The sequence below is a fragment of the Flavobacterium amylolyticum genome (assembly GCF_048284335.1).
GTDB lineage: Bacteria > Bacteroidota > Bacteroidia > Flavobacteriales > Flavobacteriaceae > Flavobacterium.
This window is the reverse complement of sequence record NZ_JBLVPG010000003.1, coordinates 228,220-254,730: the sequence shown is the minus strand read 5'-3', so window position 1 is coordinate 254,730 and position 26,511 is coordinate 228,220. Positions and strand designations below refer to the sequence as shown.

25 protein-coding genes are annotated in these 26,511 nt (G+C 34.4%); 19 read left to right on the top strand and 6 right to left on the bottom strand.

Annotated features, from left to right (window positions below):
- Nucleotides 1-12 precede the first annotated feature (12 nt).
- Nucleotides 13-498 (top strand): GNAT family N-acetyltransferase, encoded by a 486-nt coding sequence (locus tag ACNQF9_RS12000; RefSeq protein ID WP_417960882.1) that lies wholly within the window; start codon nucleotides 13-15, stop codon nucleotides 496-498.
- A gap of 51 nt (nucleotides 499-549) precedes the next feature.
- The gene (gene prmC, locus ACNQF9_RS11995; RefSeq protein ID WP_417960880.1) at nucleotides 550-1,404 is read left to right on the top strand and encodes a peptide chain release factor N(5)-glutamine methyltransferase; all 855 of its coding nucleotides are present in this window, start codon (nucleotides 550-552) and stop codon (nucleotides 1,402-1,404) included.
- Nucleotides 1,405-1,469: 65 nt separating this feature from the next.
- Here prmC and ACNQF9_RS11990 read toward each other — a convergent pair whose 3' ends face one another.
- Entirely contained in the window at nucleotides 1,470-2,714 is a 1,245-nt protein-coding gene (locus ACNQF9_RS11990; RefSeq protein ID WP_417960878.1) for an ABC transporter permease, read from the bottom strand.
- A gap of 396 nt (nucleotides 2,715-3,110) precedes the next feature.
- On the opposite strand from ACNQF9_RS11990, the gene hisS reads away from it, so the two are divergent.
- The 9 genes from hisS (at nucleotide 3,111) to ACNQF9_RS11945 (ending at nucleotide 12,089) form a co-directional block, all read left to right on the top strand.
- Nucleotides 3,111-4,487, top strand: coding sequence for a histidine--tRNA ligase (gene hisS / locus ACNQF9_RS11985; RefSeq protein WP_417960876.1), 1,377 nt, complete (start codon nucleotides 3,111-3,113; stop codon nucleotides 4,485-4,487).
- A gap of 295 nt (nucleotides 4,488-4,782) precedes the next feature.
- A complete protein-coding gene (locus ACNQF9_RS11980) occupies nucleotides 4,783-5,361 on the top strand; it encodes a nucleotide exchange factor GrpE (protein ID WP_417960874.1) in 579 nt (192 codons plus the stop codon).
- An 81-nt stretch (nucleotides 5,362-5,442) separates the two neighbouring features.
- On the top strand, nucleotides 5,443-6,555 hold the full coding sequence (gene dnaJ / locus ACNQF9_RS11975) for a molecular chaperone DnaJ (protein WP_417960872.1): 1,113 nt from the start codon (nucleotides 5,443-5,445) through the stop codon (nucleotides 6,553-6,555).
- A gap of 169 nt (nucleotides 6,556-6,724) precedes the next feature.
- The gene (locus tag ACNQF9_RS11970; protein WP_417960870.1) at nucleotides 6,725-7,645 is read left to right on the top strand and encodes an ABC transporter ATP-binding protein; all 921 of its coding nucleotides are present in this window, start codon (nucleotides 6,725-6,727) and stop codon (nucleotides 7,643-7,645) included.
- Nucleotides 7,646-7,705: 60 nt separating this feature from the next.
- On the top strand, nucleotides 7,706-9,022 hold the full coding sequence (locus ACNQF9_RS11965; protein ID WP_417990294.1) for an ABC transporter permease: 1,317 nt from the start codon (nucleotides 7,706-7,708) through the stop codon (nucleotides 9,020-9,022).
- 63 nt (nucleotides 9,023-9,085) lie between these two features.
- Nucleotides 9,086-10,249: a sigma-54-dependent transcriptional regulator gene (locus ACNQF9_RS11960; RefSeq protein WP_417960866.1), complete on the top strand. Its 1,164-nt coding sequence runs from the start codon at nucleotides 9,086-9,088 to the stop codon at nucleotides 10,247-10,249.
- An 86-nt stretch (nucleotides 10,250-10,335) separates the two neighbouring features.
- Nucleotides 10,336-11,034 (top strand): DEAD/DEAH box helicase, encoded by a 699-nt coding sequence (locus ACNQF9_RS11955; RefSeq protein ID WP_417960864.1) that lies wholly within the window; start codon nucleotides 10,336-10,338, stop codon nucleotides 11,032-11,034.
- Nucleotides 11,035-11,049: 15 nt separating this feature from the next.
- On the top strand, nucleotides 11,050-11,268 hold the full coding sequence (locus tag ACNQF9_RS11950) for a DUF2007 domain-containing protein (protein ID WP_291249006.1): 219 nt from the start codon (nucleotides 11,050-11,052) through the stop codon (nucleotides 11,266-11,268).
- 23 nt (nucleotides 11,269-11,291) lie between these two features.
- Nucleotides 11,292-12,089, top strand: coding sequence for a Cof-type HAD-IIB family hydrolase (locus ACNQF9_RS11945; RefSeq protein ID WP_417990293.1), 798 nt, complete (start codon nucleotides 11,292-11,294; stop codon nucleotides 12,087-12,089).
- Here the strand turns inward: ACNQF9_RS11945 and ACNQF9_RS11940 are convergent.
- Nucleotides 12,086-12,667 (bottom strand): hypothetical protein, encoded by a 582-nt coding sequence (locus ACNQF9_RS11940; RefSeq protein WP_417990292.1) that lies wholly within the window; start codon nucleotides 12,665-12,667, stop codon nucleotides 12,086-12,088. The genes ACNQF9_RS11945 and ACNQF9_RS11940 overlap by 4 nt on opposite strands.
- A gap of 130 nt (nucleotides 12,668-12,797) precedes the next feature.
- On the opposite strand from ACNQF9_RS11940, the gene mtaB reads away from it, so the two are divergent.
- Nucleotides 12,798-14,126, top strand: coding sequence for a tRNA (N(6)-L-threonylcarbamoyladenosine(37)-C(2))-methylthiotransferase MtaB (mtaB, locus tag ACNQF9_RS11935; RefSeq protein ID WP_417990291.1), 1,329 nt, complete (start codon nucleotides 12,798-12,800; stop codon nucleotides 14,124-14,126).
- 127 nt (nucleotides 14,127-14,253) lie between these two features.
- Here the strand turns inward: mtaB and ACNQF9_RS11930 are convergent, their stop codons facing one another.
- Both ACNQF9_RS11930 and ACNQF9_RS11925 read right to left on the bottom strand, forming a co-directional pair.
- Nucleotides 14,254-14,970, bottom strand: a complete 717-nt coding sequence (locus ACNQF9_RS11930) for a 3-ketoacyl-ACP reductase (RefSeq protein WP_417960856.1) — start codon at nucleotides 14,968-14,970, stop codon at nucleotides 14,254-14,256.
- Nucleotides 14,971-15,104: 134 nt separating this feature from the next.
- Nucleotides 15,105-15,956, bottom strand: a complete 852-nt coding sequence (locus ACNQF9_RS11925; RefSeq protein WP_417960854.1) for a DUF6929 family protein — start codon at nucleotides 15,954-15,956, stop codon at nucleotides 15,105-15,107.
- Nucleotides 15,957-16,127: 171 nt separating this feature from the next.
- Here ACNQF9_RS11925 and ACNQF9_RS11920 point away from each other — a divergent pair, with 171 nt between their 5' ends.
- The 3 genes from ACNQF9_RS11920 to ACNQF9_RS11910 all read left to right on the top strand — a co-directional run bounded on the left by ACNQF9_RS11920 (nucleotide 16,128) and on the right by ACNQF9_RS11910 (nucleotide 20,508).
- Nucleotides 16,128-17,009: a PPK2 family polyphosphate kinase gene (locus ACNQF9_RS11920; protein WP_417990290.1), complete on the top strand. Its 882-nt coding sequence runs from the start codon at nucleotides 16,128-16,130 to the stop codon at nucleotides 17,007-17,009.
- Between the two features lie 187 nt (nucleotides 17,010-17,196).
- A complete protein-coding gene (locus ACNQF9_RS11915) occupies nucleotides 17,197-18,645 on the top strand; it encodes a PhoX family protein (RefSeq protein WP_417990289.1) in 1,449 nt (482 codons plus the stop codon).
- A gap of 84 nt (nucleotides 18,646-18,729) precedes the next feature.
- Entirely contained in the window at nucleotides 18,730-20,508 is a 1,779-nt protein-coding gene (locus ACNQF9_RS11910; protein WP_417990288.1) for a cytochrome-c peroxidase, read from the top strand.
- Nucleotides 20,509-20,561: 53 nt separating this feature from the next.
- Here ACNQF9_RS11910 and ACNQF9_RS11905 read toward each other — a convergent pair whose 3' ends face one another.
- Nucleotides 20,562-21,152 carry a hypothetical protein gene (locus tag ACNQF9_RS11905; RefSeq protein WP_417960846.1) on the bottom strand — a complete coding sequence of 197 codons (591 nt, stop codon included), beginning with the start codon at nucleotides 21,150-21,152 and terminating at the stop codon, nucleotides 20,562-20,564.
- Nucleotides 21,153-21,377: 225 nt separating this feature from the next.
- On the opposite strand from ACNQF9_RS11905, the gene ACNQF9_RS11900 reads away from it, so the two are divergent.
- Nucleotides 21,378-22,760: an MATE family efflux transporter gene (locus ACNQF9_RS11900; protein ID WP_417960844.1), complete on the top strand. Its 1,383-nt coding sequence runs from the start codon at nucleotides 21,378-21,380 to the stop codon at nucleotides 22,758-22,760.
- Nucleotides 22,761-22,787: 27 nt separating this feature from the next.
- Nucleotides 22,788-23,015 carry a hypothetical protein gene (locus tag ACNQF9_RS11895; RefSeq protein WP_091204000.1) on the top strand — a complete coding sequence of 76 codons (228 nt, stop codon included), beginning with the start codon at nucleotides 22,788-22,790 and terminating at the stop codon, nucleotides 23,013-23,015.
- Between the two features lie 2 nt (nucleotides 23,016-23,017).
- Here the strand turns inward: ACNQF9_RS11895 and meaB are convergent, their stop codons facing one another.
- Nucleotides 23,018-24,106, bottom strand: coding sequence for a methylmalonyl Co-A mutase-associated GTPase MeaB (gene meaB / locus ACNQF9_RS11890; protein ID WP_417990287.1), 1,089 nt, complete (start codon nucleotides 24,104-24,106; stop codon nucleotides 23,018-23,020).
- 168 nt (nucleotides 24,107-24,274) lie between these two features.
- On the opposite strand from meaB, the gene ACNQF9_RS11885 reads away from it, so the two are divergent.
- Nucleotides 24,275-25,186, top strand: a complete 912-nt coding sequence (locus ACNQF9_RS11885; protein ID WP_417990286.1) for an AEC family transporter — start codon at nucleotides 24,275-24,277, stop codon at nucleotides 25,184-25,186.
- 45 nt (nucleotides 25,187-25,231) lie between these two features.
- The gene (locus ACNQF9_RS11880; protein WP_417990285.1) at nucleotides 25,232-26,443 is read left to right on the top strand and encodes an MFS transporter; all 1,212 of its coding nucleotides are present in this window, start codon (nucleotides 25,232-25,234) and stop codon (nucleotides 26,441-26,443) included.
- Nucleotides 26,444-26,511: the final 68 nt, after the last annotated feature.

Below are 26,511 nucleotides of genomic sequence, written 5' to 3'. Positions count from 1 at the left end.
ATTTAAAGAAAAATGGAAAACTTCGTAATCAGAAAAATAAATAAAGAAGACAATCAAGAAGTTGCTCAATTAATTCGAGCTATTTTTGATGAAATGGATATACCAAAAGTAGGTACAGCTTATGAAGATCCGTATTTGGATTTAATGTATGAAGAGTACAATAAGCCCCGATCTGTTTACTATGTAGTAGAAAACAATGGGAAAATTGTTGGAGCTGCAGGGATTGCTCCGCTCGCGAATGAAGCAGTAACCATTTGTGAATTGCAAAAAATGTATTTTCTTCCTGAAACTCGTGGAATTGGACTAGGTTCAGAAATGATGGAGGTGTGTTTGCAAAGTGCTAAAAGCTTTGGTTTTGAAAAGTGTTATTTAGAAACGATGCCATTTATGATAGATGCTCAAAAACTGTATAAAAAAGTAGGTTTTGAAAACATTTCTAATCCTATGGGCAGCACAGGTCATACAAGCTGTCCGATATGGATGTTAAAAGAGTTATAAGTTTTGACTAATCAATGGATTGTTGTTTCATAGATTCAATTACCGAGTAAAATGAAAATAAAAGAATACAGAAGGTTTTTTATTGAGGAACTTACGTCAGTTTATGAGGCGGGAGAAGCAGAAAGTTTTTTCTATTTGATTTTAGAAGACAAAAACCACTTGAAACGTATTGATTTAGCTTTGAACCCTGATTTGCTTTTTTCAGAAGTAGATATTGCGGGTTGGGATTTAATTTTAGTAGCATTAAAACAGGAAATTCCGATACAATATTTGTTAGGGAAAACTAATTTTTATGGGTTGGATTTCCAAGTCAATTCAGATGTTTTGATTCCAAGGCCTGAAACCGAAGAACTAGTTGATTGGATTTTAGAAAGTCAAAAGTCGAAAGTCGGAAGTCAAAAGATCCGTATTTTGGATGTTGGAACAGGAAGTGGCTGTATCGCCATTTCATTGGCAAAAAATCTTCCAAATGCCACTATTTTTGCAATTGATGTTTCTGAAAAGGCTTTGGCTACAGCCAAAAGAAACGCAGAAAATAATTCTGTAGCTGTTGCTTTTATTAATCAAAATATTCTTGAAACGGAAAATTTATTGCAACAATTTGACATTATTGTGTCTAATCCTCCTTATGTTCGCAATTTAGAAAAAGTAGAAATCAAAAAAAATGTTTTAGATCATGAACCGCATTTAGCCCTTTTTGTAGAAGACAATGACGCATTGATTTTTTATAAAAAAATAGCTGAATTAGCACAAAAAAACCTACCCAAAGACGGACTGTTGTATTTTGAAATCAATCAATATTTAGGGAAAGAAATGATTGATTTACTCGAAAAAATGAACTTTAAAAACATCGAATTGAAAAAAGACATCTATGGTAATGACAGGATGATTAAAGGAAGTGTATAGGAAACAGTTCCAGCATCAATTGCTTATAAATTGAAAAGGTCTTACTTTTATGTCTAAAGAGTATATTATTCGTATCGTAATGCTTCTATAGGATCAAGTACTGCAGCTTTTACAGCAGGATACAAACCGGACGCGATTGCTACAATAAAACTTGTGATAAAAGCCGCCATAATGGCTCCCCAAGGTATTACAAATACAAAATTCATTGCGGTAGCGATTCCAAATCCAATTAGAATTCCAAAAATAATTCCTACGAGGCCCCCTAATTGACCAATAAGTAATGTTTCGATAAAAAACTGAAAAGCAATTGTGGTTTTCTTTGCTCCCAATGCTTTTCTGACTCCGATTTCTCGAGTACGTTCTGTAACCGAAACAATCATAATGTTCATCAATGCAATAGAGGATCCCAATACGGTTATAATACCGATTAGCCATGAGGCTAAGCCTAGATATTTTGTAATTCCTAAAATCCTGTTAATAAGATCATCACTTCGGACCACACCAAAATTATTGTCTTCTACAGGACTTAATTTCCGGACCCTTCGCATGGTGCTGTTTGCGTTATCAATGGCTTGATCAAGCAACTCTTTTTTGCCTGCCATGACGCTCACAGTATAGTTAATATTAGGTGCGGTAAATAATGAGCGCGCTAATTGAATAGGGATTAAAATCCTTAAATCTTGACTGTTGCCAAAAGTGGATCCTTTCTCTTTCAAAACACCAATAACTTTGAATTTAGCGCCCCGGATAGAAATTATTTTATCAATTGGGTTAACATCTTTCAACAGACCTTTTTGAAAATCAGAACCGACTACGCATACATAAGCGTTATTATCAATATCAAATCCTGTAAAATTACGTCCAGCGCTGGTTTCCAATCCGGAATTGGTCATGAAATATTCATCGACGCCTACAATTGAATTCTCGGGATCTGTTTTGGTAGCTTCATATTTTACTTCAGCTGCTGATGTTGCCGTAAAAGAAAGAGAGGTTTCTGTAAAAGGATATTTGTATTTATTTTTGAAAGCCACAGCTTCAGGATAAGAAATAATCGGATTTATCACTTCGCGTTCACTGCCTCCACGATTTCGCGTGGTGTTTTCATATTGCTTGATGTTAAAAGTATTGGCTCCCATGGATGCGAAATCAGAGGATATTGTATTTTCAAGAGCTGAAACAACGGTAAGGATACTAACTAAAGCCGTAATCCCAATAGCGATAATCATCACTGTAAGAACCGTTCGCAACAATTGCGTTCTAATAGAACCTAATGCAATCCGAATATTTTCTTTGAATAATTTTAACATCATGTAAGTTTGACACGAAAATACAATTTTTGTTACAAATTTTCTTCAGGTAAAAACTATTTTAATTTGGCGGCTTTTTTTTGGGGCGCTTTTTCAAGCTTCCAGATACAAACGAAGTTCACTGAACTCAAATAAAAATATAAAATACGTGAAGTAATCGCTCCGTAAAAATAAGTTGTTTTTCAGTTACCTAAAAGGAGCTTGCTCTGGTCGCTCTTTCCGGCAAGAAAATACTATTATTTTTTACGTCCCTTTTTCCACTATAATCGGGTTTAGGCACCGGAGAATAAAATGCTAAAATTTGTAAACAGAATAATTTTAAAAATAAGATATTTGCAAAGAATTAATTTTTGGAAATTTTTCAAAACTTCCAAAATCGTAACATCCAATAATCATATAATGGCATCAAAACCGAGCATTCCTAAGGGTACCAGAGATTTTTCACCAACAGAGGTGGCAAAGCGGCAATACATCATTCAAATTATAAAAAGTAATTTTGAGAAATTTGGTTTTCAACCCATAGAAACGCCTTCCTTCGAAAACTCCGAAACTTTAATGGGGAAATATGGGGAAGAGGGCGATCGTTTGATTTTTAAAATATTAAATTCCGGGGATTATTTAGCAAAAGCCAATGCAACACATCTTGAAAACAAAGACAGTACAAAACTGACCGCAAGTATTTCAGAGAAAGCCTTGCGGTATGACTTAACCGTTCCGTTTGCTCGTTATGTGGTACAGCATCAAAATGATATAGAGTTTCCATTTAAAAGATACCAAATTCAACCCGTTTGGAGAGCTGACCGACCTCAAAAAGGGCGTTTCAGAGAATTTTTTCAATGTGATGCTGATGTTGTGGGATCAAAATCATTGTGGCAGGAGGTAGAATTAGTACAGTTGTACGACACTGTTTTTTCGGCTTTGGGTTTAAAAGGAGTAACAATCAAAATCAATAATAGAAAAATTTTGTCCGGTATTGCAGAAGTAATTGGTGCATCCGATAAATTAATAGATTTCACAGTAGCACTGGATAAGCTGGATAAAATAGGGGAAGAAGGTGTCAAAAAAGAAATGATCGAGAAAGGCATTTCGGAAGAAGCGATCTCAAAAGTGCAGCCATTATTTAATTTCACAGGAACGATTTCGGAGAAAATAACCCAGCTTTCAATTTTGCTTGCGGAATCTCAGGAAGGGATGAAGGGCGTAGAAGAATTGCGTTTTATTTGTGAGAATGTGATGAATCTAGGATTAAACAATTCGATTTTAGACTTGGATGTGACCTTAGCAAGAGGATTGAATTATTACACAGGCGCTATTTTTGAAGTGGCTCCGCCAAAATCAGTCGCCATGGGCTCCATTGGTGGTGGCGGACGCTACGATGATTTGACAGGTATTTTTGGACTCAAAAACATGAGTGGTGTAGGAATTTCTTTTGGATTGGATCGAATTTATCTGGTTGTCGAAGAATTAGATTTATTTCCGGACACAGTAACAGCAACCTCCAGCGCATTGTTTATTAATTATGGAAACGCAGAAGCTTTTTACGGGTTACAGGCCATCCAAAAATTACGAGATTCAGGTGTAAAAGTAGAATTATATCCAGATAATGTAAAGGTAGCTAAACAATTCCAGCATGCTGATAAGCGAGGAATTCCTTTTGCGGTGCTAATTGGAGAACAGGAAATGGAATCAAATATGTTCTCTCTTAAAAATCTAGGTACAGGCGAACAGCTGTTACTGGATTTTGAAGGTTTAAAACGGGCATTGTTGCAGTCTTAAAAATTTGTAAATATAAAAAAAGCTTCGTTTTTCAAAACGAAGCTTTTTTTAATATACGGTAATAGTGAATTAATAATTGTTTGGAATAATATTTTTAATCTTTACTTAGAAATACTTTTCTAAAGAAAGGTTTAACAAAGCTAAAGAAACAATATCAAGATAATCTTAAAATAATCTTAAAATTTTATGTTGTTAGGAGTTATATTGAAAAGAAAAGTGAAATCAGTAAAAAGATGACAATTTGACATTTTGAAAGAATTGGCAGTACTTTTGCAATCCATAGAAAAGAATAAAAATGAAGTTTAAGAATATTTTTAAAAACACTAGTAATATGACTACTGAAAATACAGAAATTGATCAAGAAATAGATGATGTGACATTAGAGAATAATGCCAATGGAGAGCAAATCATTATTGAGGAATTAAGTCTGGAAGAGCAATTGACTCAAGACTTAGCCAAAGAGAAAGACAAGTATTTACGATTATTTGCTGAATTTGAAAATTATAAAAGAAGAACTTCTAAGGAGCGTATAGAATTGTTTAAGACTGCAAATCAAGAAGTTTTATTAGCAATGCTACCTGTTTTAGATGATTTTGACAGAGCTATAGTAGAAATTAGCAAATCCGATGATGAACTTCTTTTAAAAGGTGTAGAGCTTATTCATGAGAAATTAAAAAACACTTTAGTTTCTAAAGGATTAGAGCAAGTTGAGGTTAATGCTGGAGATGCATTTGATGCTGATTTTGCTGAAGCAATTACTCAAATTCCGGCGCCTTCAGAAAAAATGAAAGGTAAAATTGTAGATGTTCTTGAAAAAGGATACAAATTGGGAGATAAAATCATTCGTTTTCCAAAAGTTGTTTTAGGGCAATAAATAGGATCTTGAATTAATAATGTCTTTGATATTACGCCTAGAGATGCGTTGCTGTGTGACTCTACAAAAGAAAAAATAAAAATGAAAAAAGATTTTTACGAAATATTAGGCATTTCAAAAAATGCAGATGCTGCTGAAATTAAAAAAGCATATCGAAAAAACGCGCTACAGTTTCATCCTGACAAAAATCCTGGAGACAAATCGGCAGAAGATAAATTTAAATTAGCTGCTGAAGCGTATGAAGTACTGAGTGATCCGCAAAAGAAAGCTAAATATGATCAATATGGGCATCAAGCTTTTGATGGTTCTGGAGGATTTGGCGGTGGTGGTCACGGCGGAATGAATATGGATGACATTTTTAGTCAGTTTGGGGATATTTTCGGAGGCGGTTTCGGTGGTTTTAGTGGCGGCGGCGGCGGAGCTCGTCGTGCTAAAGGAAGTAATCTTCGTATAAAAGTAAAATTAACATTGGAAGAAATTGCCAATGGTGTTGAGAAAAAAGTAAAAGTAAAACGTAAGGTTCAAGCGCCTGGAGTTACCTATAAAACGTGTGCTACCTGTAACGGCCAAGGTCAGGTAATGCGCGTAACCAATACTATTTTGGGTAGAATGCAATCTGCTTCTACTTGTCCTACTTGTAGTGGTTCAGGTCAAATATTAGATAAAAAGCCAGCAGAAGCCGATTCACAGGGAATGATTCTTGAAGATGAAACCGTTTCAATAAAAATACCTGCAGGAGTTGTTGACGGTATGCAATTGAAAGTTTCTAATAAAGGGAATGATGCTCCAGGAAATAGTATTCCGGGAGATTTAATTGTTGCAATTGAAGAATTAGAGCATGAATTTTTGAAACGTGAAGGAGAGAATCTCCATTACGATTTATACATCAGTTTTGCCGAGGCTGTTCTTGGAATTTCAAAAGATATTGAAGCTATTAACGGTAAAGTGAGAATTAAGCTGGAAGAAGGAATTCAATCCGGTAAAATTCTCAGATTAAAAGGAAAAGGAATTCCGAGTATTAATGGATATGGAAACGGAGATTTACTGGTTCATGTAAATGTTTGGACACCAAAAACATTGAACAAAGACCAAAAGCAGTTTTTTGAAAAAAATCTTACGGATGAGAATTTTATTCCAAATCCGGAGAAATCTGACAAATCCTTTTTCGAGAAAGTAAAAGATATGTTTTCGTAAATTTTTTAGACACTCTTTATTGCGTTTAAACCAGATGATACCTAAGCCATTTTAATATGGTATTTAAAATTTAATCCCCATTCTTGCTAAACAAGGATGGGTTTTTTATGTAATAATTCTAAGGATATCGGTACTTATTATTTACTTTTACCCCAATTAAAAATTCAGCATGAGTAACATACTTGAAGTTAATAAAGTAGTGAAGCAATATGGTGATTATGTAGCACTTAATGGTGTTTCATTAGCTGTTCCGAAAGGGAGTATCTACGGACTTTTAGGTCCAAATGGTGCGGGAAAAACATCACTAATACGGATAATAAACCAAATTACATTGCCAGATAGTGGAGAAATTATTCTGGATGGTGAAAAACTGCAACCCAAGCATGTTCAATACATAGGATATTTACCAGAAGAACGGGGCTTGTATAATACAATGAAAGTAGGCGAGCAATGTTTGTATCTGGCTCAAATGAAAGGACTTTCAAAGGCTGAGGCCAAAAAACAACTGGAATACTGGTTTGAAAGGCTGGAGATTCAAGGGTGGTGGAACAAGAAAATTCAAGAACTCTCTAAAGGGATGGCTCAGAAAATTCAATTTGTAGTGTGTGTGTTGCATAAGCCAAAATTATTGATTTTTGACGAACCCTTTTCCGGTTTTGATCCTGTAAATGCCAATATTATAAAAGATGAAATTCTGGCACTGAGAGAAGATGGCGCTACTATAATTTTTTCGACACACCGAATGGAAAGTGTTGAAGAATTGTGTGACCATATTGCGTTAATTCACAAATCAAATAAGTTGATAGAAGGAAAGTTAAGTGATGTTAAAAGAGAGTTTAAAACTAATAGTTTTGAAGTGGGTATCTTGTCTGATAATGTTGAGGGTTTGATGTATGCGATTACGCAAAAATTCACTGTTGGCCCCGCTAATTTTAAATCACTTAACAACGAATTAAAACTGGAAATTCACCTTGGAACTGCTTCGCCAAATGATTTATTACACGTCCTAACACAACGCGGACAGGTAACGCACTTTGTAGAAAAAATACCAAGTGTAAACGATATTTTTATTAGAACAGTAACACAATAGATATTTCGATATTCAAAAAAACCTAAGAATTCAAAAAATCAATAATCGAAAATAAAATAAATGAGTATCATATCATTAATCATAAAAAGAGAATTTATTGCTAAGGTGCGTAATAAATCTTTTATCGTTATGACCTTTTTAAGTCCGTTGCTATTTGTAGGACTTGCGGCATTTGTGGGGTACTTGAGTTCGATGAAGGCGGATACGAAACGAATCGCTATTCACGATGAATCCGGTTTATTTGTAGAAGAATTTACAGCTAAAAATGATGGAAAAGCAGAATGCAAATACCTAAATTTATCTCTCATCGATTTAAAATTTTTGAAAGACAGCATCACTAACGAAAGCTATGAAGGGCTGTTATACATTCCAAAATTAGAAAACATAAAGGATTTTGAAAATAAAATACAATTCATTTCAAATAACAGTCCCAGTATTTCATTTATAGAAAATGTTCAGGAGGTGATTGCAGGAAAGCTTACTAAAATTAACCTTGTACAAGCCAATTTAGATACTTTAGCCATTAATAAGGCTCAAGCCAAAGTGAATATTAATTTGGCCAAAGCATCGGGAGAAGAAAGTATAAAAGGGCTTAACGAAATCAAAATAGGGATTGGAGGTGCTTTTGGGTATCTCATTATGATGTTTATTATCATTTATGGCAATATGGTAATGCGAAGCGTCATAGAAGAAAAAACCAGCCGAATTGTAGAGATAATCATTTCTTCGGTAAAACCATTTCAATTAATGATGGGCAAGATTATAGGGACAGCGTTAGCGGGATTGCTACAATTCTTTATTTGGGCAATAATCGGATTATCATTAATGTTTGCTGCTTCGGTATTTTTTGGTGTAAATGTGGGCCCAACAGCTAGAATTTCACCGGAGTTAATGCAAGCTGCACAACAAGAAATGACCGGAACCGCACAAATGTATATTAGGGAGTTATGGAATTTGCCTATTGCAAGCATATTGATCGGATTTGTAATTTATTTCATAGGTGGATATTTTCTATATAGTTCCTTTTACGCAGCCATTGGTGCCGCAGTTGATAACCAAACCGATTCGCAACAATTTCTATTACCCATTATCATGCCCTTAATGTTGAGTGTTTATATTGGTTTTTTTACCGTTATAAATGATCCTCACGGTACAATTGCCGTCATCTTCTCCATGATTCCGCTTACCTCACCAATTGTAATGCTAATGCGTATTCCGTTTGGCGTACCTTTGTGGCAAATTACCATTTCAGTGGCATTATTATTTTGTACTTTCTTTTCGGTAGTTTGGTTTGCCGCAAAAATATACCGGATAGGAATTTTGATGTATGGTAAAAAACCAACCTGGAAGGAAATGTACCGATGGTTAAAATATTAATAGAACTTTAATTGTTTAGTTGGTTGACCCATTAGACAATTTATCCATTAAACAAAAAATTAAATGAGTAAAATACTTATCATAGAAGATGAAGCTGCAATTCGAAGAGTATTAACCAAAATACTTTCCGAAGAAAACGATACCTATCAAGTTGAAGAAGCGGAAGATGGTGTCACAGGTTTTGAAAAAATTAAAAACAATGATTACGATTTGGTTTTGTGCGATATCAAAATGCCAAAAATGGATGGAGTAGAATTACTAGAGGCCGTCAAAAAAATCAAACCTGAAATTCCTATGGTTATGATCTCCGGTCATGGTGATATGGAAACGGCTATCAATACGATGCGTTTGGGGGCGTTTGATTACATCTCAAAGCCACCGGATTTAAACCGATTGTTGAATACGGTACGCAACGCTTTAGACAAAAAACAACTTGTAGTAGAGAATAAAATTCTGAAGAAAAAAGTCAGTAAAAACTATGAAATGATTGGCGAAAGCGATGCTATTAATCACATTAAAGTGATGATTGAAAAAGTTGCTCAAACTGAAGCCAGAGTTTTGATTACAGGGCCAAACGGAACTGGAAAAGAGCTTGTAGCCCATCAACTTCACGAGAAAAGTGAAAGAGCAAATTATCCATTAATCGAAGTGAATTGTGCTGCAATTCCGTCAGAATTGATAGAAAGTGAATTATTCGGTCACGTAAAAGGAGCGTTTACATCGGCGGTGAAAGACCGCGCAGGAAAATTTGAAGCGGCTGATAAAGGAACTATTTTCTTAGATGAAATTGGTGACATGAGCCTTTCGGCACAAGCCAAAGTATTACGAGCTTTACAGGAAAGTATGATTACCAGAGTGGGAGCGGATAAAGACATTAAAGTGGATGTTCGTGTCGTTGCTGCAACCAATAAAGATTTAAAAGTAGAAATTGCAGAGGGACGTTTTCGGGAAGATTTGTACCACCGTTTGGCTGTGATCTTAATAAAAGTCCCATCGTTGAATGATAGGCGTAATGATATACCGATGTTGATTTCGCATTTTTCTGAAAAAATTGCTTCCGAGCAAGGAAATGCAATCAAACGATTTTCAAAAGATGCTGTTCGTCTTTTACAAGAATACGATTGGACGGGTAATATTCGTGAACTGCGAAATGTAGTAGAACGCTTGATTATTCTCGGCGGAAGCGAAATTTCCGAGAATGATGTGAAGTTATTCGCATCGAAATAATTAAATAATTTAAAGATTAAATAATTTAAAAATTAGTGGAGTTCTCTTTTAATTTTTGAATATTTAAATCTTTCAATCTAAAATAAATGAAACTAAAAAAAATAAACGAAGCGTTACAAGAAGCCTTAATTGAAAATGGTTTAAAAGAGGCCAATGCCATGCAAAAAGAAACCTTTTCAACAATGAAAAGCGGTTCGGATTGTATTGTTATTGCACCAAAAGGAAGCGGGAAATCGACTACAATAGTATTAAATGTAATTCAGCAATTGGTTCGAGAAGGGGAAGAATCACCTCGGGCTTTGATAATCGTTGAAGATAAAGCCAAAGTATTGGAAATGGAAGACCTTTTCGAGAAGTTTGGAAAATACACAGATTTAAGAGTATATGGTGTGCATGACAAAGGAGATATGGAATATGATAAAAATTATATTTCAACTGGAATTGATGTGTTGATTGGAACTCCGAATAAATTAAGTGAAATGTTTACTACAGCCGGTTTTAATGTAAACCGATTAAAAATGTTTATTTTGGATGATGCAGATCCAATTTTGAAGTTGCGTCATGAAACTAAAATCATGCGTATTTCAAATAGCATCACTAAAACGCAACGTATCATTTTCTCAGAACAATTCACTGAGCGAATAGAAATTCTTGCTGAAAAAATGCTGGTAGAGCCTTTTGAATTCGATTTTGATGCAGATGAAGAGGATGCAGAAAATTTTGAACTTGAGACTGGAGATGAGTTCGAAGAGCAAGAAGGAGATGAAGAAAATGGTACTAAATAATTAAATAAAGACAAGATGGGATTAATGAAAGTGTTTTCGGGAAGTGAAATTTTAGCTTTAGCATTGCAACAGAGAATTGAAGCAATTGGAGTAGATACCGTTTTAAAAAATAACATACAATCAGCTCGATTAGGAGGTTTTGGAAATTCAGATTTAGCAGTAGAATTGTTTGTTCAAGAAACTGAGTTTTCAAAAGTGAATCCAGTTATTGAAGAATTCAGAATGAGTATTTAAAAGCATTCACAATAAAAAACAGAATGAAATATAAAATGTTAGTTTTGGACATGGACGACACTTTGTTGACCGATGACCATATCATTTCAAACGAGAATAAAGAAATGTTGTTTAAGGCCCAAGAGCTGGGAGTTTATGTTATTTTGGCATCTGGAAGACCAACACCTGCAATGATTGCTTACGCCAAAGAATTGCAATTGGATAATTCCTATATGATATCGTATAACGGCGCTGTTATAACGGATTTAAAAGAAGATAAAATCATTTTTGAGCAAACGTTAACCCAAGAACAAATTCATGATTTGTATGATTACAGTTTAAAAAACAAGACCCATATTATCACGTACCTTGACGGGAAGATTGTGAGTGAGACGGATTCAGAATACATTGAAATCGAAAAAAACATCACCGGTTTAGAGCATAATAAAGTACTTAGTTTTAAAGCAGAGGTTAAATCAGCAGCTATAAAATGTATTTTATTGGAAGCCCCAGACTATCTCAAAGAAGTAGAAAAAGACTTGAAAGCAGCCATGCCACATCTCAGCGTATGCATGTCAAAACCCTTCTTTCTGGAAGTAGCACAAAACGGAATTGATAAAGGAGCCAGCATTAAGTTTCTAGCCGAAAAACTGAACATTCTTCAAAGCGAAATTATAGCTGTTGGCAACGCAGGAAATGATTTAACCATGATTGAATATGCTGGATTGGGGGTTTGGGTTGATAATGTAGATCCTGAATTAAGGGATAAAGGAGATGTGATAGTAGCCTCAAATAATGATCACGGTGTGGCTGAGGTGGTGAGGCGATTTATTCTCAACTAAGATTTTTTCTTAGGAGGTTTGCAATTTTCACAAAAATCTGGATATTCTTGTATTCTTTTAAGTACATCTGTTCGAATTTCTAATAGCTTTTTCTCGTTTTGACCAAGGTCAGTTATTTTTGATGTAATGGCATGTTCTTCAGTATATTTTTTTTCAATGTCATTATAGATAAGTTGTAAAAAACTGGCGTCAGAAAAGGTACCTTTTCGATCGTAAATCTCTTTTCGCAATTTACGTGCGTAGAGTTCAGACAAATCAAATTCATATTGAGCAAAATTTATTAAATAGTTTGCTGTAGTAGTATCAGTTGCAATAATTGATGCCGCATCACGCTTGAATGTAGAATTCACTTTAGAATTAAAATTTTTAGTAAACATAAACTCAATATTGCTCATTTGGAACGCAAAATCAAGACTTGAAGCAGTATGAATACTATTGATTTTTACATTCCCAATTTGAGTAGCACTAGATTGAAAGTCCGAAAGTTGCAATTGGTATTTACCATCCCATTCAATAGTATTTTGAGCATTTATCTGAACTGTAATTAAAAGAAACGTAATTATAAATATTTTTTTCATTTTTTAGAGTCTAATTATTTGCATACAAGAAGCTAATATATAGAAAATTATTGATTTCGTTTTCCAAAATATTGTGCGTAAATTTGCACTCTCAATTTTTTGACAACGATTTCATTAATTGAGTTATCTTATGGAAAATAGAAAAAAAGTTGCTTTTTATACGCTTGGTTGCAAACTGAATTTTTCGGAAACTTCTACAATTGCCCGTAATTTACAAGACGAGGGTTTTGATCGGGTAGATTTTGAAGAAGTTGCTGATATGTATGTTATTAATACGTGTTCAGTAACGGAAAATGCAGACAAACAGTTCAAGCAAGTCGTGCGAAAAGCGATGAAATTGAATGATAAAGCATTTGTCGCAGCAGTAGGTTGTTATGCGCAATTGAAACCGGAAGAATTAGCAGCCGTTGATGGTGTAGATTTAGTTCTTGGTGCAACAGAGAAATTTAAATTGGCGGATTATATCAATGATTTGTCCAAAAACGATATGGGCGAAGTACATTCTTGCGAGATTTCGGAAGCGGATTTTTATGTGGGAAGTTATTCGATAGGAGATAGAACCCGTGCTTTCTTGAAAGTGCAGGACGGTTGCGATTATAAATGTACCTATTGTACCATTCCATTAGCAAGAGGAATTTCGAGAAGTGATGAGCTGGAAAATGTGCTCAAAAATGCTAAAGATATTTCTGCTCAAAATATCAAAGAAATTGTTCTTACCGGTGTAAATATTGGAGATTACGGAAAAGGGGAATTTGGAAATAAAAAACACGAACATACCTTCTTAGAATTAGTTCAGGAATTAGACAAAGTAGAAGGAATCGAAAGATTGCGAATTTCTTCAATTGAACCAAATTTATTGAAAAATGAAACGATCGAATTTGTATCAAAAAGCAGGACTTTTGTACCACATTTTCATATTCCGTTGCAATCCGGTAGTAATGATATTTTGAAATTAATGAAGCGTCGTTACCAACGTGAAATATATACGGAACGGGTAAATAAAATACGGGAAGTAATGCCGCACGCTTGTATTGGTGTGGATGTGATTGTTGGTTTTCCTGGTGAAACGGATGAGCACTTTTTAGAAACCTATCATTTTTTAAATGATATGGATATTTCGTATTTACATGTTTTCACGTATTCAGAACGGGATAATACCGAAGCGGCAGTAATGGAAGGTGTTGTTCCTGGAAATGTTCGGGCAAAACGCAGTAAAATGTTGCGCGGATTGTCCGTTAAAAAACGCCGTGCTTTTTACGAAAGCCAATTGGGTACAAACAGAACTGTTCTATTTGAAAGTGAAAATAAAGAAGGATACATTCATGGTTTTACCGAAAACTATGTGAAAGTAAAGACGCCTTGGAATCCAGAATTAGTAAATACATTACACGAAATCAATTTGACTAAAATTGATGAAGACGGAAGTGTGCGAATGGATTTTGTAAAGACTATGGTTTAAGTTTTTTTACCATATAAGTCATGTAAGATTTTAAACCATTAAGATATTAAGGGAAAACTTAATCTCTCAATGGTTTTTTATTAGATATTGGTCATTCGACTTTAAGACTTTTGACCTTCAACCATTACTATGGATTCGTAGACCAAATACTACTGTTTTTGATGAAAACGCGTCGGTTTAGTTTGAGTTGCGCGATGATTAATTCGGCCATATCTTCGGCTTGCATGACTTTTTCCGGATTTCCATCAGTCAGTTTTAAATCTTTGGCCATTTCAGTGGCAACTGTGCTTGGTGTTAATGCCGTGACACGAATATTATGTTTACGCACTTCTTGCATTAAGGATTCCGTTAATCCTAAAACAGCAAATTTAGAAGCACTGTAGGCACTTGTTAACGCATTTCCGCTTAATCCGGCTGTTGAAGAAATATTAATGATATCACCCATTTGTCTTTCGATCATATTGGGTAATACGGCGCGGGTTACATAATAGGTTCCCATCAGGTTTACCTGAATGATGCGTTCCCAATCGGTTGGTTCTAATTCTAAAAATTTACCAAAAGCCGCTATTCCGGCATTGTTAATTAAAATATCAATAGATCCAAATTCGGCCAATGCTTTAGCAACTGCGGCGTTCACCGAATTAATATCGGCAACATCAGCGGTTATTGCCAGCGCTTTTACTCTTAAAGAGCGTACTTTTGCAGCGACGCTGTCAATCTCTTCTTGTGTTCTGGCAACCAAAATCACATTCACACCTTCTTTTGCTAAGGCCAAAGCTATGGCTTTTCCAATGCCTTTTCCAGCTCCCGTAATCAGGGCATTTTTATTTTTTAAGTCTGTCATTTTATCAATTATTGGGAAGCCAATTATAAGGCTTCGTTTACTGTAAAAGTACCTCGTTTTATATTTGAAATCTATTTTGGGTTTCTATTTAATTTAAATTTAACGTTATGGTATTTTGAATGAAACGATTATTTTTAATCTAGGAGACTCTTTTTTAAATCCAAGGTCAATTTGTAAATGTCTGTTTCTAAAACTTCGGTGTCTTTGTCTTCACAAAGTAGGAACTCGATTTTTTCTTTTGAATGTGTAAATACAGTTAATCCTTCAAATTTATGGGTACTGCTAATTTTTTTGGTGAAATCGATTTTCATGGTTTTGAGGTTAATTCTCCCTATAAGGCTTCCTAAAACTTCGCCATCATCGTAAGTAGATGCAGTATCTTCGGCTGTTGCCAAAAAATAAATGCTATCATCGACTAAAACACCATCGGTAAAACTACTGCGTACTCCTTTTATTTTAGGGAGTTTGTAGTTGTTTGAGAGAATACTAAAATCGTTGGTCAGATTTTCTCCTTGAATAGTGAAAATAACATTTTTATTGGCACTTCCGTTGCCACGATTCAATAACAACCAGTTTTCACCATTATAAATTGCACCTTCGATATTGAAATCTTGGGGTTTAACATCGCCAAAACTTTGCATTACGGCATATAAATTGGAAAGATCTGTTGTAGTATTCATTTTTTTATCTTGGGTATCAAGTTGCACCATGGCGTTTCTTTTTTTGGTAGAACCAGAACCAAAAACATACAGCTTATCTTCAAAATGGGCGATTGCCTCAAAATCAGGTTTTTCTTTTTTTAGAATATTTTCGGATGGATTTTCAATTAGAGCATGGCGCTTTAAATCATGAGAATTCATATGATACTCATAAAGGTACCCACTGTTGTCTCCAATGATGTAAAGGGAATCCTCTTTGTAAATAAGTCCTGATGCGGAACCAATGCCAATGATTTGAAATAATAATTCGAGTGTAAATTTTTCCATTATTTTTTATGTAAACGAGTGCCTAGCCCAGATAGTAGTAGAAATCCTTTTGTTATTTTTTTTTAAAATAATAAAAGATTGCAACGAATAGCTGGAAAATGCTCCTGAAATTCATCAGGATTAATCCTCATTATTTGTTATATTTGAGTTCGCTAAGATAAATTATTTGATATGAAGTCTATAAATCCCGACGATTTTAAAGTGATTGGCAAAATTAATTTGGCCAATATGGCTACTAACCTTTTTAATGGGAATAGTAACGATGAAAAGGAAGATAAATTAGATAAAGTTCAAGTGAAATTGAGTGAAATACAGGACGTGATGTATGCACACAATCGGTATGGAGTTTTGATTTGTCTGCAAGGGATGGATACATCAGGCAAGGATAGTTTGATTCGGGAAGTTTTTAAGGAATTCAATTCCCGTGGTGTGGTAGTACATAGTTTTAAAACGCCAAATTCTAATGAATTAGAGCATGATTACTTGTGGCGGCATTATTTAGTTTTACCTGAAAAAGGAAAATTTACGGTTTTTAATCGATCACATTATGAAAATGTTTTGGTTACTCGAGTGCATCCGGAATATTTGTTAAAGGAAAATTTACCTGAAATTGAAAATATAGCGGCTGTTACGCCCCAGTTTTGGGAAAATAGAATGGAACAAATCAATAATTTTGAAAAGCACATTACACAAAATGGGATTATCATGCTGAAATTCTTTTTGCACTTAAGTAAAGAGGAGCAACGGAAACGCTTGTTGCGTCGCTTAGAAGAACAAAAGCACAATTGGAAATTCTCTACAGGTGATTTGAAAGAGCGAGAACGTTGGGATGATTATATGCATTGTTATGAAGAAGCAATTAATAAAACATCGACTGATTATGCGCCATGGTTTGTGATTCCTGCAGATGATAAGGAGATGGCGCGCTATATTGTAGCCAAAATTATTTGGGAAGAAATGCGAAAACATGCGGACATTCAAGAACCAAAAATGGACGATAGTATTAAAGCAAATATTGAAATGTATAAGGAGATGCTTAAGAAGGAAAAGTAGTTTATAACACCTCTTGGGGCAAGGTTAATTAAAGTTTACTATTGTATTAATATAAAGTTACTACGTAAATTTATTGTTTTTTTAAGCAAAAAAACGCTCAAATTGTTAATTTTTTCTTAATAATTTATTCGTTTAAAGTTAAAACTCAGTGCATTTCTTTGCAATGAATTTAAAACTATTAACCAAAATGAAAAAAATTATTCTACCAATGTTGTTTTTAGCATCACTAATTTCTTGTGAAAGTGATTCTAAATCTTCAAATGAGACTACAAGTGTAGTTTTAGCCAATCAATCGCTGACACCAGTATTATTAAAAAAACAAGCGGGATTTGAAGGTTTATCGCTTTTTTCATTGATCACATCAGATGATGTTTTAGCGGGAAGCCCAAATTTTGTTTTTGGAGGTTCAGCCGATGGATCAGGATTATTGAAAAATGCGGATGGAACATTTACTTTTTTGGTAAATCATGAAGATAACTTTGCCGTGTCAAGAGTCACTTTTGATAAAACATTTAAACCAACAAAAGGGGAGTATTTATTGAATTCTAATGGAGGAACTTGGAGGTTGTGTGGAGCCACTATGGCTACTGTTGCTGAGCATGGTTTTGGTCCTTTGTATTTGACATGTGGAGAGTCTGGTGAAGAATCTCGTACACATGCCGTAAATCCTTTTGGAGATGTGGGTTCTGCTTCTGTTTCAAAAGAATTACCAGGTCTAGGACGACTAAGTGCTGAAAATGCATTACCATTGAAGGCAACTGCTTTTACTGGGAAAACGGTTGTAGTTATTGGTGATGATGACTCAGGGACTAATGGGGGCCAGGTATTTATGTATGTCTCCAATACAGTTGGAGATTTAGCGAATGGTGCTTTGTATATGATGAAAAGAACGGATGACAACCAAAGAGAGAAAGATATGGTTGCAAACCAAACGTATAATGTGTCTTTCGTAAAAATTGATAATCATACTACAATGACTGGAGCGGCAATAAATGCATCTGTCAATTCCTTGAAAGCATTAAAGTTTGGTAGAGTTGAGGATCTAGATTATAAAAAAGGGAGTGATGCCGGAGCAAGAGAAATATATTTTAACGTTACTGGACAAAATACAACAGGTTCAAATGCAGATGGTTCCAGAACTAAATATGGCAGAGTTTATAAGTTAAATCTAGATGCTAATAATCCGTTAATTGGAACTTTACAAGTGATTCTTGATGGCGATGATCGAACAGGAATTGCAGGGAAATTTCAAAATCCAGATAATATTTGTGTGACAAAGAACTATGTTTATGTTCAGGAAGATGCAAACGGTTATGGTGACGAAACGCATGATGCTTATATTTATCAATACAATATGGCAACAAAACAATTGAAGGTAGTTGTTGAATTAGACCATCGTCGTACTGAGATTGATGCTGCTAAGTATAATGTTGGTGGGGTTAGTAAATTTGGAGACTGGGAGTATGGAGCTATGATTGATGTGTCAGAGGAGTTAGGAATTGAAGATACTTTTTTATTGAGTGTTCAGCCTCATACTTGGAGAGGAACAAAATATAAAGGTGTCGATGGAGGAACCAATCGTCCCAATGAAGATCAGGCAAGTCAAATCGTATTAATCAAAGGATTAGCACGATAGTTAATCCAATTACAATAGTTACAAATATCCACGGTTTCTTATTGGGAACCGTGGATATTGTTTTTAAATTTATTAATGTTTATCATGAAAAAGAGTTGTATTTTATTGGTTCTAATTATATTGGTTTCTTGTCAGAAAGCAGTACCAAAGCATGAATCTGTAAATGATTTATTTAAATCAGATATCCTGAAAGTTATAGATAACGTTTCTAAGCTAGAGCACTTAATTCAATCGAATACTTCAACGCCTAAACTTCAGCAACAATTTCTGGATGCTCATGCCAGTTATAAACAAGTAGAAATGATCAGTGAATATTATTTTCCGGTTGTTTCCAAAGCTATCAACGGTCCCGCCTTGTCTGAATTTGAAGAAAATGATGGAAAGACTTTGCCTCCAGAAGGATTTCAAGTGATTGAAGAATTCATTTTTCCAGTTTATAATTCCCAAACTAAAGGGAGTTTATTGAAAGAAATAGGCATTCTTTCTGCTAATTTAAAGCGGCTGGACAAAGTGTCTCAAACGAATGAATTAACAGATTCACATGTTTTTGACGCAATGCGATTAGAAGTATTTAGAATCATAACCTTGGGAATAACAGGCTTTGATTCCCCAATTGCTCAAAATTCTATCTCAGAAGCGATTTCAACATTAGAAAGTATTGAGCAATACCATACAATTTATGTTGGCGATTCAAGCGATAAGACATCTCTATTGGTTTTGAAAATCATTGGAAACGGAAAGAAGTATCTAAAAAAAAGTAATAAGTTCAATGAATTTAATCGGGCTGTTTTTATTCGAGAAATTGCCAATCCTTTGAGTAAGGCTTTATATAAAAGTCAGGGGAATTTAAAAATTCCTTTCATAAAAGAAACAAGAGGTTTAAGATCTACTGCACAAACACTTTTTGATAAAAAAGCTTTTGATGTTGAGGCTTTTTCAGCATTCCCAGATTACAAAACAACCTCTGAAAAAATAGAATTGGGGAGATTGTTGTTTAATGATCCTGTTTTATCTGGAGATAATTCTCGTTCGTGTGCTTCGTGTCATCATATTGAAAAAGCGTTTACAGATGGTTTGGAGAAATCAGTTTCCTTAGATGGTAATTCTCTAGTTAAAAGGAATACGCCTACACTTACTCATATTGCCTTTCAACGTTCATTTTTTTTAGATTCCAGAGTTAGTTATCTGGAAGATCAGGCAGTAGCAGTAATAACTAATGAAAATGAAATGCACGGCTCTTTAGAAAAATCAGTTATAGCTTTAAAAAAGAATGTTAATTACAATGCAAAGTTCTTAAAGGCATTTCCTAAAACAGGAATAGATGAATTTGCTATAAAAAATGCATTGGCTTCCTACATAAGATCATTGAGTACTTATGATTCAAAATTTGATGGTTTTATGCGAGGAGAAGAGAAATTTGATTTAGATGAGATTGCTGGATTTAATCTCTTTACTGGAAAAGCAAAATGCGCGACCTGTCATTTTATCCCATTAACAAACGGAACGGTACCACCAAGTTTTATGAAATCGGAAAGTGAAGTATTAGGTGTTCCTGATAAGAATAAAAAACTGGATGCTGATTTAGGAAAATTTGAATTAACCAAAGCGTCAATTCATAGAAATTCATTCAAAACACCTACTTTACGAAATGTTGAATTGACTGCCCCATACATGCATAATGGTGTTTTTAAAACACTAGAGGAAGTCATTGATTTTTATAATGATGGCGGTGGAAACGGATTGGGTTTTAATTTGCAGAATCAAACTTTACCCGAGGACAAATTAAAGCTGACTGACAAGGAAAAAAAACAACTTATAGCTTTTATGAAAAGCTTAACGGATAAAAAGTATTTCCAATATTAAACAAAAAATGCGCTGAATTTCAGCGCATCTTTCTTAACTAATTCAATATTTTTTTACAATTGAAAACCATAAGCTAAACGTACACCTACTTGTCCAACTCCTCTTCCAAGAGAACCGTTACTGTTTAAACGATCAAAATGATTATAGTGAGTATAGTTCAAAGAAATATCTATGTATTTCGTAGCATAACCTATACTTGGAGATAATAATAAAGAAGTTTTGTCTCTAGTATTGTCTACATTACTTACTGCAAATGCTGCACCAGCTTCCCCCATAACGTAAAATTGATCTTCCCAAATAAAAGCTTTGAAACCCGCTTTAGCTGGAATAATACCTAAATCTTTTCCTTCTGTTTGACCAGGAAACGCATCAGCTTTGCTTACAAATAAATTAGTGTAACCTGTAGTCAACGTCAAAGAGTATCTTTGTGATAAATCATATTGTCCTCTTACATCTGCACCAAGTGATAATTTGTAAGGATCATTAGTTGAGTACCCTGCATTTGCACCAAATCCTAAACGGAATCCTTGATCGTAATTTGTAACATCTTTCGCTTCTTTTGTTTCTTGTGCTTCAACATTGCTTGCAAACATTATTGATATTGCTACTACCAACACAGTTTTAATTTTTCTTGTAATTCTCATAATTCTACTATTTTAATTAATTGTTTTTGTCGTTACTTGTATTAGTTTGAAAACGACTTTACAAATGTATAGCCCGCATCAGGCTGTTTTGTTATACAATTGTTTGGTTTTGTTACAGAATTCCTTGTTATGTGTAAATAAGTATTAAAAAAAAGACTGTTATATATGCAATAGTATGAATACAATTGAAAGCTTCTAATTATATTTGCCATCAAAAAAGTAAAAGTGAATTTATCTCAGTACTTCAAAGAGTTCTCCTATAATATTAAATTAGCCTATCCAGTAATTTTAGGAATGTTAGGGCATACTTTAATAGGGATAGTCGATAATTTTATGGTCGGTAAACTGGGGTCGACAGAGTTAGCGGCTGTTTCGTTAGGCAATAGCTTTATATTTATTGCTTTGTCTTTAGGTATAGGTTTTTCTACGGCAATTACTCCGTTAGTTGCCGAAGCTGATGCCGAAAAGGACAATCAAAAAATCCGCACTACTTTTCATCACGGACTACTTTTATGTACGGTTTTAGGGGTAGCATTATTTATTATGACAGTGTTATCAAAACAGATCATGTATCTGATGCACCAGCCTAAGGATGTGGTTGATATGGCTGCTCCATATATTGATTGGGTTGCTTTCTCATTAATTCCAGTAATTATCTATCAAGGATACAAACAATTTGCTGATGGTTTAGCTAAAACAAAATACTCGATGTATGCTATTTTTATGGCTAACGTAGTGCATATTTTTTTTAATTATGTGTTGATTTATGGAATTTGGTTTTTTCCGAAATTAGGAATTTTGGGAGCGGCTTTGGGGACGGTTTTATCAAGAATTATGATGGTAGTCTTTATGCATTATCTAATGAAAAGTAACTCGGACATGAAGAAATATTTCAAGAATTTCAGTTTTAAAGAAATACAAAAATCAATTTTAAAAAAAATAATCAATCTTGGTTTGCCTTCGGCAATGCAAATGTTGTTTGAAGTAGCATTGTTTACAGCTGCAATATGGCTATCGGGTTCATTGGGAAAAAATAGCCAGGCTGCCAATCAAATTGCTTTAATTCTGGCATCTTCAACGTTTATGGTAGCGATGGGTTTGAGCGTTACTGCCATGATTCGGGTAAGCCATACAAAAGGAATGAACGATTATAAAAACTTGATTGTTGTGGCGCGTTCTATTTTTCTGTTAGCCATCATATTGGAAACTTTCTTTGCGATAATTTTTGTGGTATTTCATAATTTTTTGCCACATTTGTTCTTGAATATGAGTGATCCTGGTCAAATGATTGATAATCAAGAAATTATCATTATAACTTCAAAATTGCTTCTGATTGCAGCTATTTTCCAAATTTCGGATGGAATTCAAGTAGTTGTTTTGGGGGCTTTACGAGGTTTACAAGATGTAAAAGTTCCAATGTATATTACCTTTGTGGCGTATTGGATTATTGGTTTTCCTATTTCGTATTATTTAGGGGAATACACCAATTTGAAGGCAGTTGGAATTTGGATAGGACTTTTGGCAGGTTTAACCGCCGCCGCTATATTTTTGTATATTCGCTTTGCGAGATTAACAAAAAAGTTAGTGTTACAAAACGAAAAGAGATAAAACAATAAATATTTAATTATAATATTCATGGAATTACCAAAATTTTTACTAGGCGACAATACTGATTTCCCCGAAGATATTTTTATCATACATTTAGATTATCCTAGATTTATTATTAATCTTAAAGATGATGAGGTAGAGTTTATGGAAGAAGCTGAGGACCTTGACGAAGCAGAATTAAATGCTGAAATGGAAGGATTAATTGTTCTTGCTAATGAGTTTTATGACCGAGAAATCAAACTTTACGAAGAATAAATTTATTGTTTAAAATACTTTTCTAATAATGACTGAGCGGCTGCAAAGGGTGAAATTTCATCATTTTGTACCGCTTTTTTGGTTGAATCCAATGATTTTTGAATTTCCGGATTGCTGTAGAAATTGGTTTTCAATTGCTCGTTGATGGTCTCCAGCATCCAATATTGATTTTGTTCTTTTCGTTTTTCAAAGAAATAATTATTGCCTTTTGTCAACTCCAGAAATTTTTGAATGGTTTCCCAAACATCGGGTATCCCGTCTTGTGTAATAGCACTACAAGTAGCAGTTGTGGGGGTCCATCCTGATTTTTTTGCTGGGAAAAGATGCAAAGCTCTATTGAACTCTAGCTTGGCTAAATTTGCTTTTCTAACATTGTCTCCATCCGCTTTATTGATGACAATAGTATCCGCCATTTCCATGATGCCCCGTTTAATGCCTTGCAATTCATCACCGGCACCAGAAATTTTTAATAAAAGAAAAAAATCAACCATACTGTGAACGGCAGTTTCACTTTGGCCTACGCCAACGGTTTCAATAATGATGGTATCAAAACCAGCAGCCTCACAAAGCGTGATGGTTTCGCGGGTTTTTCTAGCCACACCTCCCAATGTTTCCCCGGAAGGCGAGGGGCGTATAAAAGCATTCTTGTCTTTAACTAATTCTTCCATTCGGGTTTTATCACCTAAAATGCTGCCATGCGAAATCGTACTGCTAGGGTCAACGGCAAGTACCGCTACTTTTTTACCTAAACTAGTCAAGTGTTTTCCAAAAGCTTCAATAAAGGTGCTTTTCCCAACACCAGGAACTCCCGTAATTCCTATTCTTATAGATTTGTTAGCATAGGGTAAGCAAGTATTTATAACGTCGGTGGCTTTAGTCAAATGATTTACATTCGTACTCTCCACTAAAGTAATCGCACGACTCAGCGCAGTTATATTTCCCTTTTTAATTCCTTCAACGAGTTCTTTTGCTGTAGGTTGTATTCTTCTAAAGTGCTGAATTTGTTCAACAACAACCGAACTGATAATTTCTGGAGGAGAAATACCAGGTTTTTCGTTAAGGGCAGAATGTTTTGATTTTTTATTGGACAAAGCAATTTATTTGAAAAGTAAAATTAATAAAAACTATTTTGAATTGACAGTCATTCTCTTAAAATGTCATTTACCTTATTATTGTTAATTTCGTACTGCTAATATATCACAAATTTTATATTTTTTGAATTCAGTTTATAAATCATTAGTCAATATCTTTGCCGTATTATGACCAACTTTATTATAATCTTCATTTTTTTATTTCTCGGTATTATACTCCAGAATATAAAAGGGTTTCCTGTAACTATTTATAAGTTATTAAATAAAATTGTTATTTATATCTGCCTTCCAGCTTTGGCGCTGTATTACATTCCAAAAATAAAATGGAGTCCTGAATTATTATTCCCAATTGGGGTTGCTTGGATAGGATTTATTGTTTCCTTTCTTCTTTTTAGTTTTTTAGGAAATAGACTTGGATGGTCCAAAAAACTTATTGGTTGTTTAATTTTAACAGCCGGATTGGGAAATACTTCCTTTTTAGGTTTTCCAATAATTGAGGCATTATATGGAGAAGAAGGACTAAAGACAGCTATTTTAGTGGATCAGCCTGGTTCTTTTGTAGTGCTTTCCACATTAGGAATCCTTGTGGCAACTTTATATTCCAGCGGCAATCCCAATGGTTTTCAAATCGCTAAGAAGATTGTTCTCTTTCCACCATTTATAACTTTTTTGATAGCCTGTTTGATGAATGTATTTAAAGTTGATTTTCAGGATTACATTCAGTTTTTATTACAGAAAATGGGAAGTGGTGTGACACCTTTAGCTTTGCTTTCGGTTGGTTTACAACTGCGTTTTGATCGAAAAAGTAAGCATTGGAAGTTTTTAGGACTTGGACTCCTGTATAAATTAATATTGACTCCCGCTCTTATTTACCTGTTGTATGTCGTAATTTTGCAACAGCATTCCAAAATTATTCAGGTTGCCATATTGGAGTCAGCAATGGCGCCTATGATTACTGCTTGTATTTTAGCGTCTACTCACGGTTTAAAACCCCGTTTAAGCAGTATGATGATTGGGTTTGGCATACCATTGTCTTTTTTAACTTTGTTGTTTTGGTATTATGTGGTTCAGTTTATTTAACTTTTTTTATAACGAACCAATAATTATTAATTTAGTTTTTTAAATATGAATTCATCTCTTGATAGTGTATCAAAAACGGATACAACTCCTATTGCGCAGCAAACCGTTTATTCTGTATTGTTTTCCATTGCATTTGCCCATTTATTGAATGATTTATTACAAGCCGTAATTCCGGCAGCCTATCCTATTTTAAAAGAAAATTTCAATTTAACCTTTACACAAATTGGATTGATCACCTTAGCATATCAATTAGCGGCTTCCATATTACAGCCTTTAGTTGGTTTGTATACTGATAAAAGACCCAAGCCATTTTCTCAAATTTTTGGGATGTTATTTACTATGTCGGGAATAGTATTTCTATCCTATGCATCTAGTTTTTCTATGATTATAATTTCAGTTATTTTGGTTGGGATTGGTTCTTCGATTTTTCATCCTGAAGCTTCCCGAATCTCTTTTTTGGCATCTGGAGGAAAACGGGGCTTGGCGCAATCTATTTTCCAGCTGGGAGGCAATGCTGGGACTGCAATAGGACCTTTACTTGTGGCATTAATTGTAGTTCCTAATTCACAATATTACATCATCTGGTTTGTGGTGGTTGCTATTATCGGACTGATTGTTTTGAGTAGAATTGCGTTGTGGTACCAAAACCATTTAAGTTTAAGAAGTGCCAAAAAAGCCGTAATCGATTTGCCTAATTTATCCCAAAGAAAGATTATAATCTCCGTGGGGATTTTGTTGGTTTTGATATTTTCAAAATTCTTTTACATGGCCAGTATGTCCAGTTATTTTACGTTTTATCTAATTGAAAAATTTGGATTGTCGGTTCAGGAAGCACAATTTCATTTGGTTTTATTTTTGGCTTCTTGTGCTATTGGAACTTTAATAGGTGGGCCGTTAGGGGATAAATTTGGAAGAAAATATGTGATTTGGTTTTCAGTCTTGGGAGCAGCACCTTTTACTTTATTGTTGCCGCATGTGGATTTATTTTGGACAGGCGTTTTATCTGTCGTAATTGGAATCATAATCTCCTCTGCATTTCCAGCAATCTTGGTTTATGCACAAGAATTATTGCCGAAAAAACTAGGAATGGTTTCTGGTCTTTTCTATGGTTTTGCCTTTGGAATGGGTGGTTTGGGATCGGCTTTATTGGGAAATCTTGCGGATCATACTAGTATTACTTATGTGTATTATCTTTGCGTTTATTTGCCGTTAATAGGGATTGTTGGCTTGTTTTTGCCTAATTTAAAAAAGAAATAACAGCTTTTTTAGGAGCTTTTTCCTGCTCTGCACTGAATCTTTAGTTTTTTAAAGAAAAAAACGAAAGG

What these genes read in the sequence shown, in the direction of transcription:
- ACNQF9_RS12000 (WP_417960882.1), top strand. Translation starts at nt 13, where the DNA reads ATGGAAAACTTCGTAATCAGAAAAATAAATAAAGAAGACAATCAAGAA.
- prmC (WP_417960880.1), top strand. Translation starts at nt 550, where the DNA reads ATGAAAATAAAAGAATACAGAAGGTTTTTTATTGAGGAACTTACGTCA.
- ACNQF9_RS11990 (WP_417960878.1), bottom strand. Translation starts at nt 2,714, where the DNA reads ATGATGTTAAAATTATTCAAAGAAAATATTCGGATTGCATTAGGTTCT.
- hisS (WP_417960876.1), top strand. Translation starts at nt 3,111, where the DNA reads ATGGCATCAAAACCGAGCATTCCTAAGGGTACCAGAGATTTTTCACCA.
- ACNQF9_RS11980 (WP_417960874.1), top strand. Translation starts at nt 4,783, where the DNA reads ATGAAGTTTAAGAATATTTTTAAAAACACTAGTAATATGACTACTGAA.
- dnaJ (WP_417960872.1), top strand. Translation starts at nt 5,443, where the DNA reads ATGAAAAAAGATTTTTACGAAATATTAGGCATTTCAAAAAATGCAGAT.
- ACNQF9_RS11970 (WP_417960870.1), top strand. Translation starts at nt 6,725, where the DNA reads ATGAGTAACATACTTGAAGTTAATAAAGTAGTGAAGCAATATGGTGAT.
- ACNQF9_RS11965 (WP_417990294.1), top strand. Translation starts at nt 7,706, where the DNA reads ATGAGTATCATATCATTAATCATAAAAAGAGAATTTATTGCTAAGGTG.
- ACNQF9_RS11960 (WP_417960866.1), top strand. Translation starts at nt 9,086, where the DNA reads ATGAGTAAAATACTTATCATAGAAGATGAAGCTGCAATTCGAAGAGTA.
- ACNQF9_RS11955 (WP_417960864.1), top strand. Translation starts at nt 10,336, where the DNA reads ATGAAACTAAAAAAAATAAACGAAGCGTTACAAGAAGCCTTAATTGAA.
- ACNQF9_RS11950 (WP_291249006.1), top strand. Translation starts at nt 11,050, where the DNA reads ATGGGATTAATGAAAGTGTTTTCGGGAAGTGAAATTTTAGCTTTAGCA.
- ACNQF9_RS11945 (WP_417990293.1), top strand. Translation starts at nt 11,292, where the DNA reads ATGAAATATAAAATGTTAGTTTTGGACATGGACGACACTTTGTTGACC.
- ACNQF9_RS11940 (WP_417990292.1), bottom strand. Translation starts at nt 12,667, where the DNA reads ATGAAAAAAATATTTATAATTACGTTTCTTTTAATTACAGTTCAGATA.
- mtaB (WP_417990291.1), top strand. Translation starts at nt 12,798, where the DNA reads ATGGAAAATAGAAAAAAAGTTGCTTTTTATACGCTTGGTTGCAAACTG.
- ACNQF9_RS11930 (WP_417960856.1), bottom strand. Translation starts at nt 14,970, where the DNA reads ATGACAGACTTAAAAAATAAAAATGCCCTGATTACGGGAGCTGGAAAA.
- ACNQF9_RS11925 (WP_417960854.1), bottom strand. Translation starts at nt 15,956, where the DNA reads ATGGAAAAATTTACACTCGAATTATTATTTCAAATCATTGGCATTGGT.
- ACNQF9_RS11920 (WP_417990290.1), top strand. Translation starts at nt 16,128, where the DNA reads ATGAAGTCTATAAATCCCGACGATTTTAAAGTGATTGGCAAAATTAAT.
- ACNQF9_RS11915 (WP_417990289.1), top strand. Translation starts at nt 17,197, where the DNA reads ATGAAAAAAATTATTCTACCAATGTTGTTTTTAGCATCACTAATTTCT.
- ACNQF9_RS11910 (WP_417990288.1), top strand. Translation starts at nt 18,730, where the DNA reads ATGAAAAAGAGTTGTATTTTATTGGTTCTAATTATATTGGTTTCTTGT.
- ACNQF9_RS11905 (WP_417960846.1), bottom strand. Translation starts at nt 21,152, where the DNA reads ATGAGAATTACAAGAAAAATTAAAACTGTGTTGGTAGTAGCAATATCA.
- ACNQF9_RS11895 (WP_091204000.1), top strand. Translation starts at nt 22,788, where the DNA reads ATGGAATTACCAAAATTTTTACTAGGCGACAATACTGATTTCCCCGAA.
- ACNQF9_RS11885 (WP_417990286.1), top strand. Translation starts at nt 24,275, where the DNA reads ATGACCAACTTTATTATAATCTTCATTTTTTTATTTCTCGGTATTATA.
- ACNQF9_RS11880 (WP_417990285.1), top strand. Translation starts at nt 25,232, where the DNA reads ATGAATTCATCTCTTGATAGTGTATCAAAAACGGATACAACTCCTATT.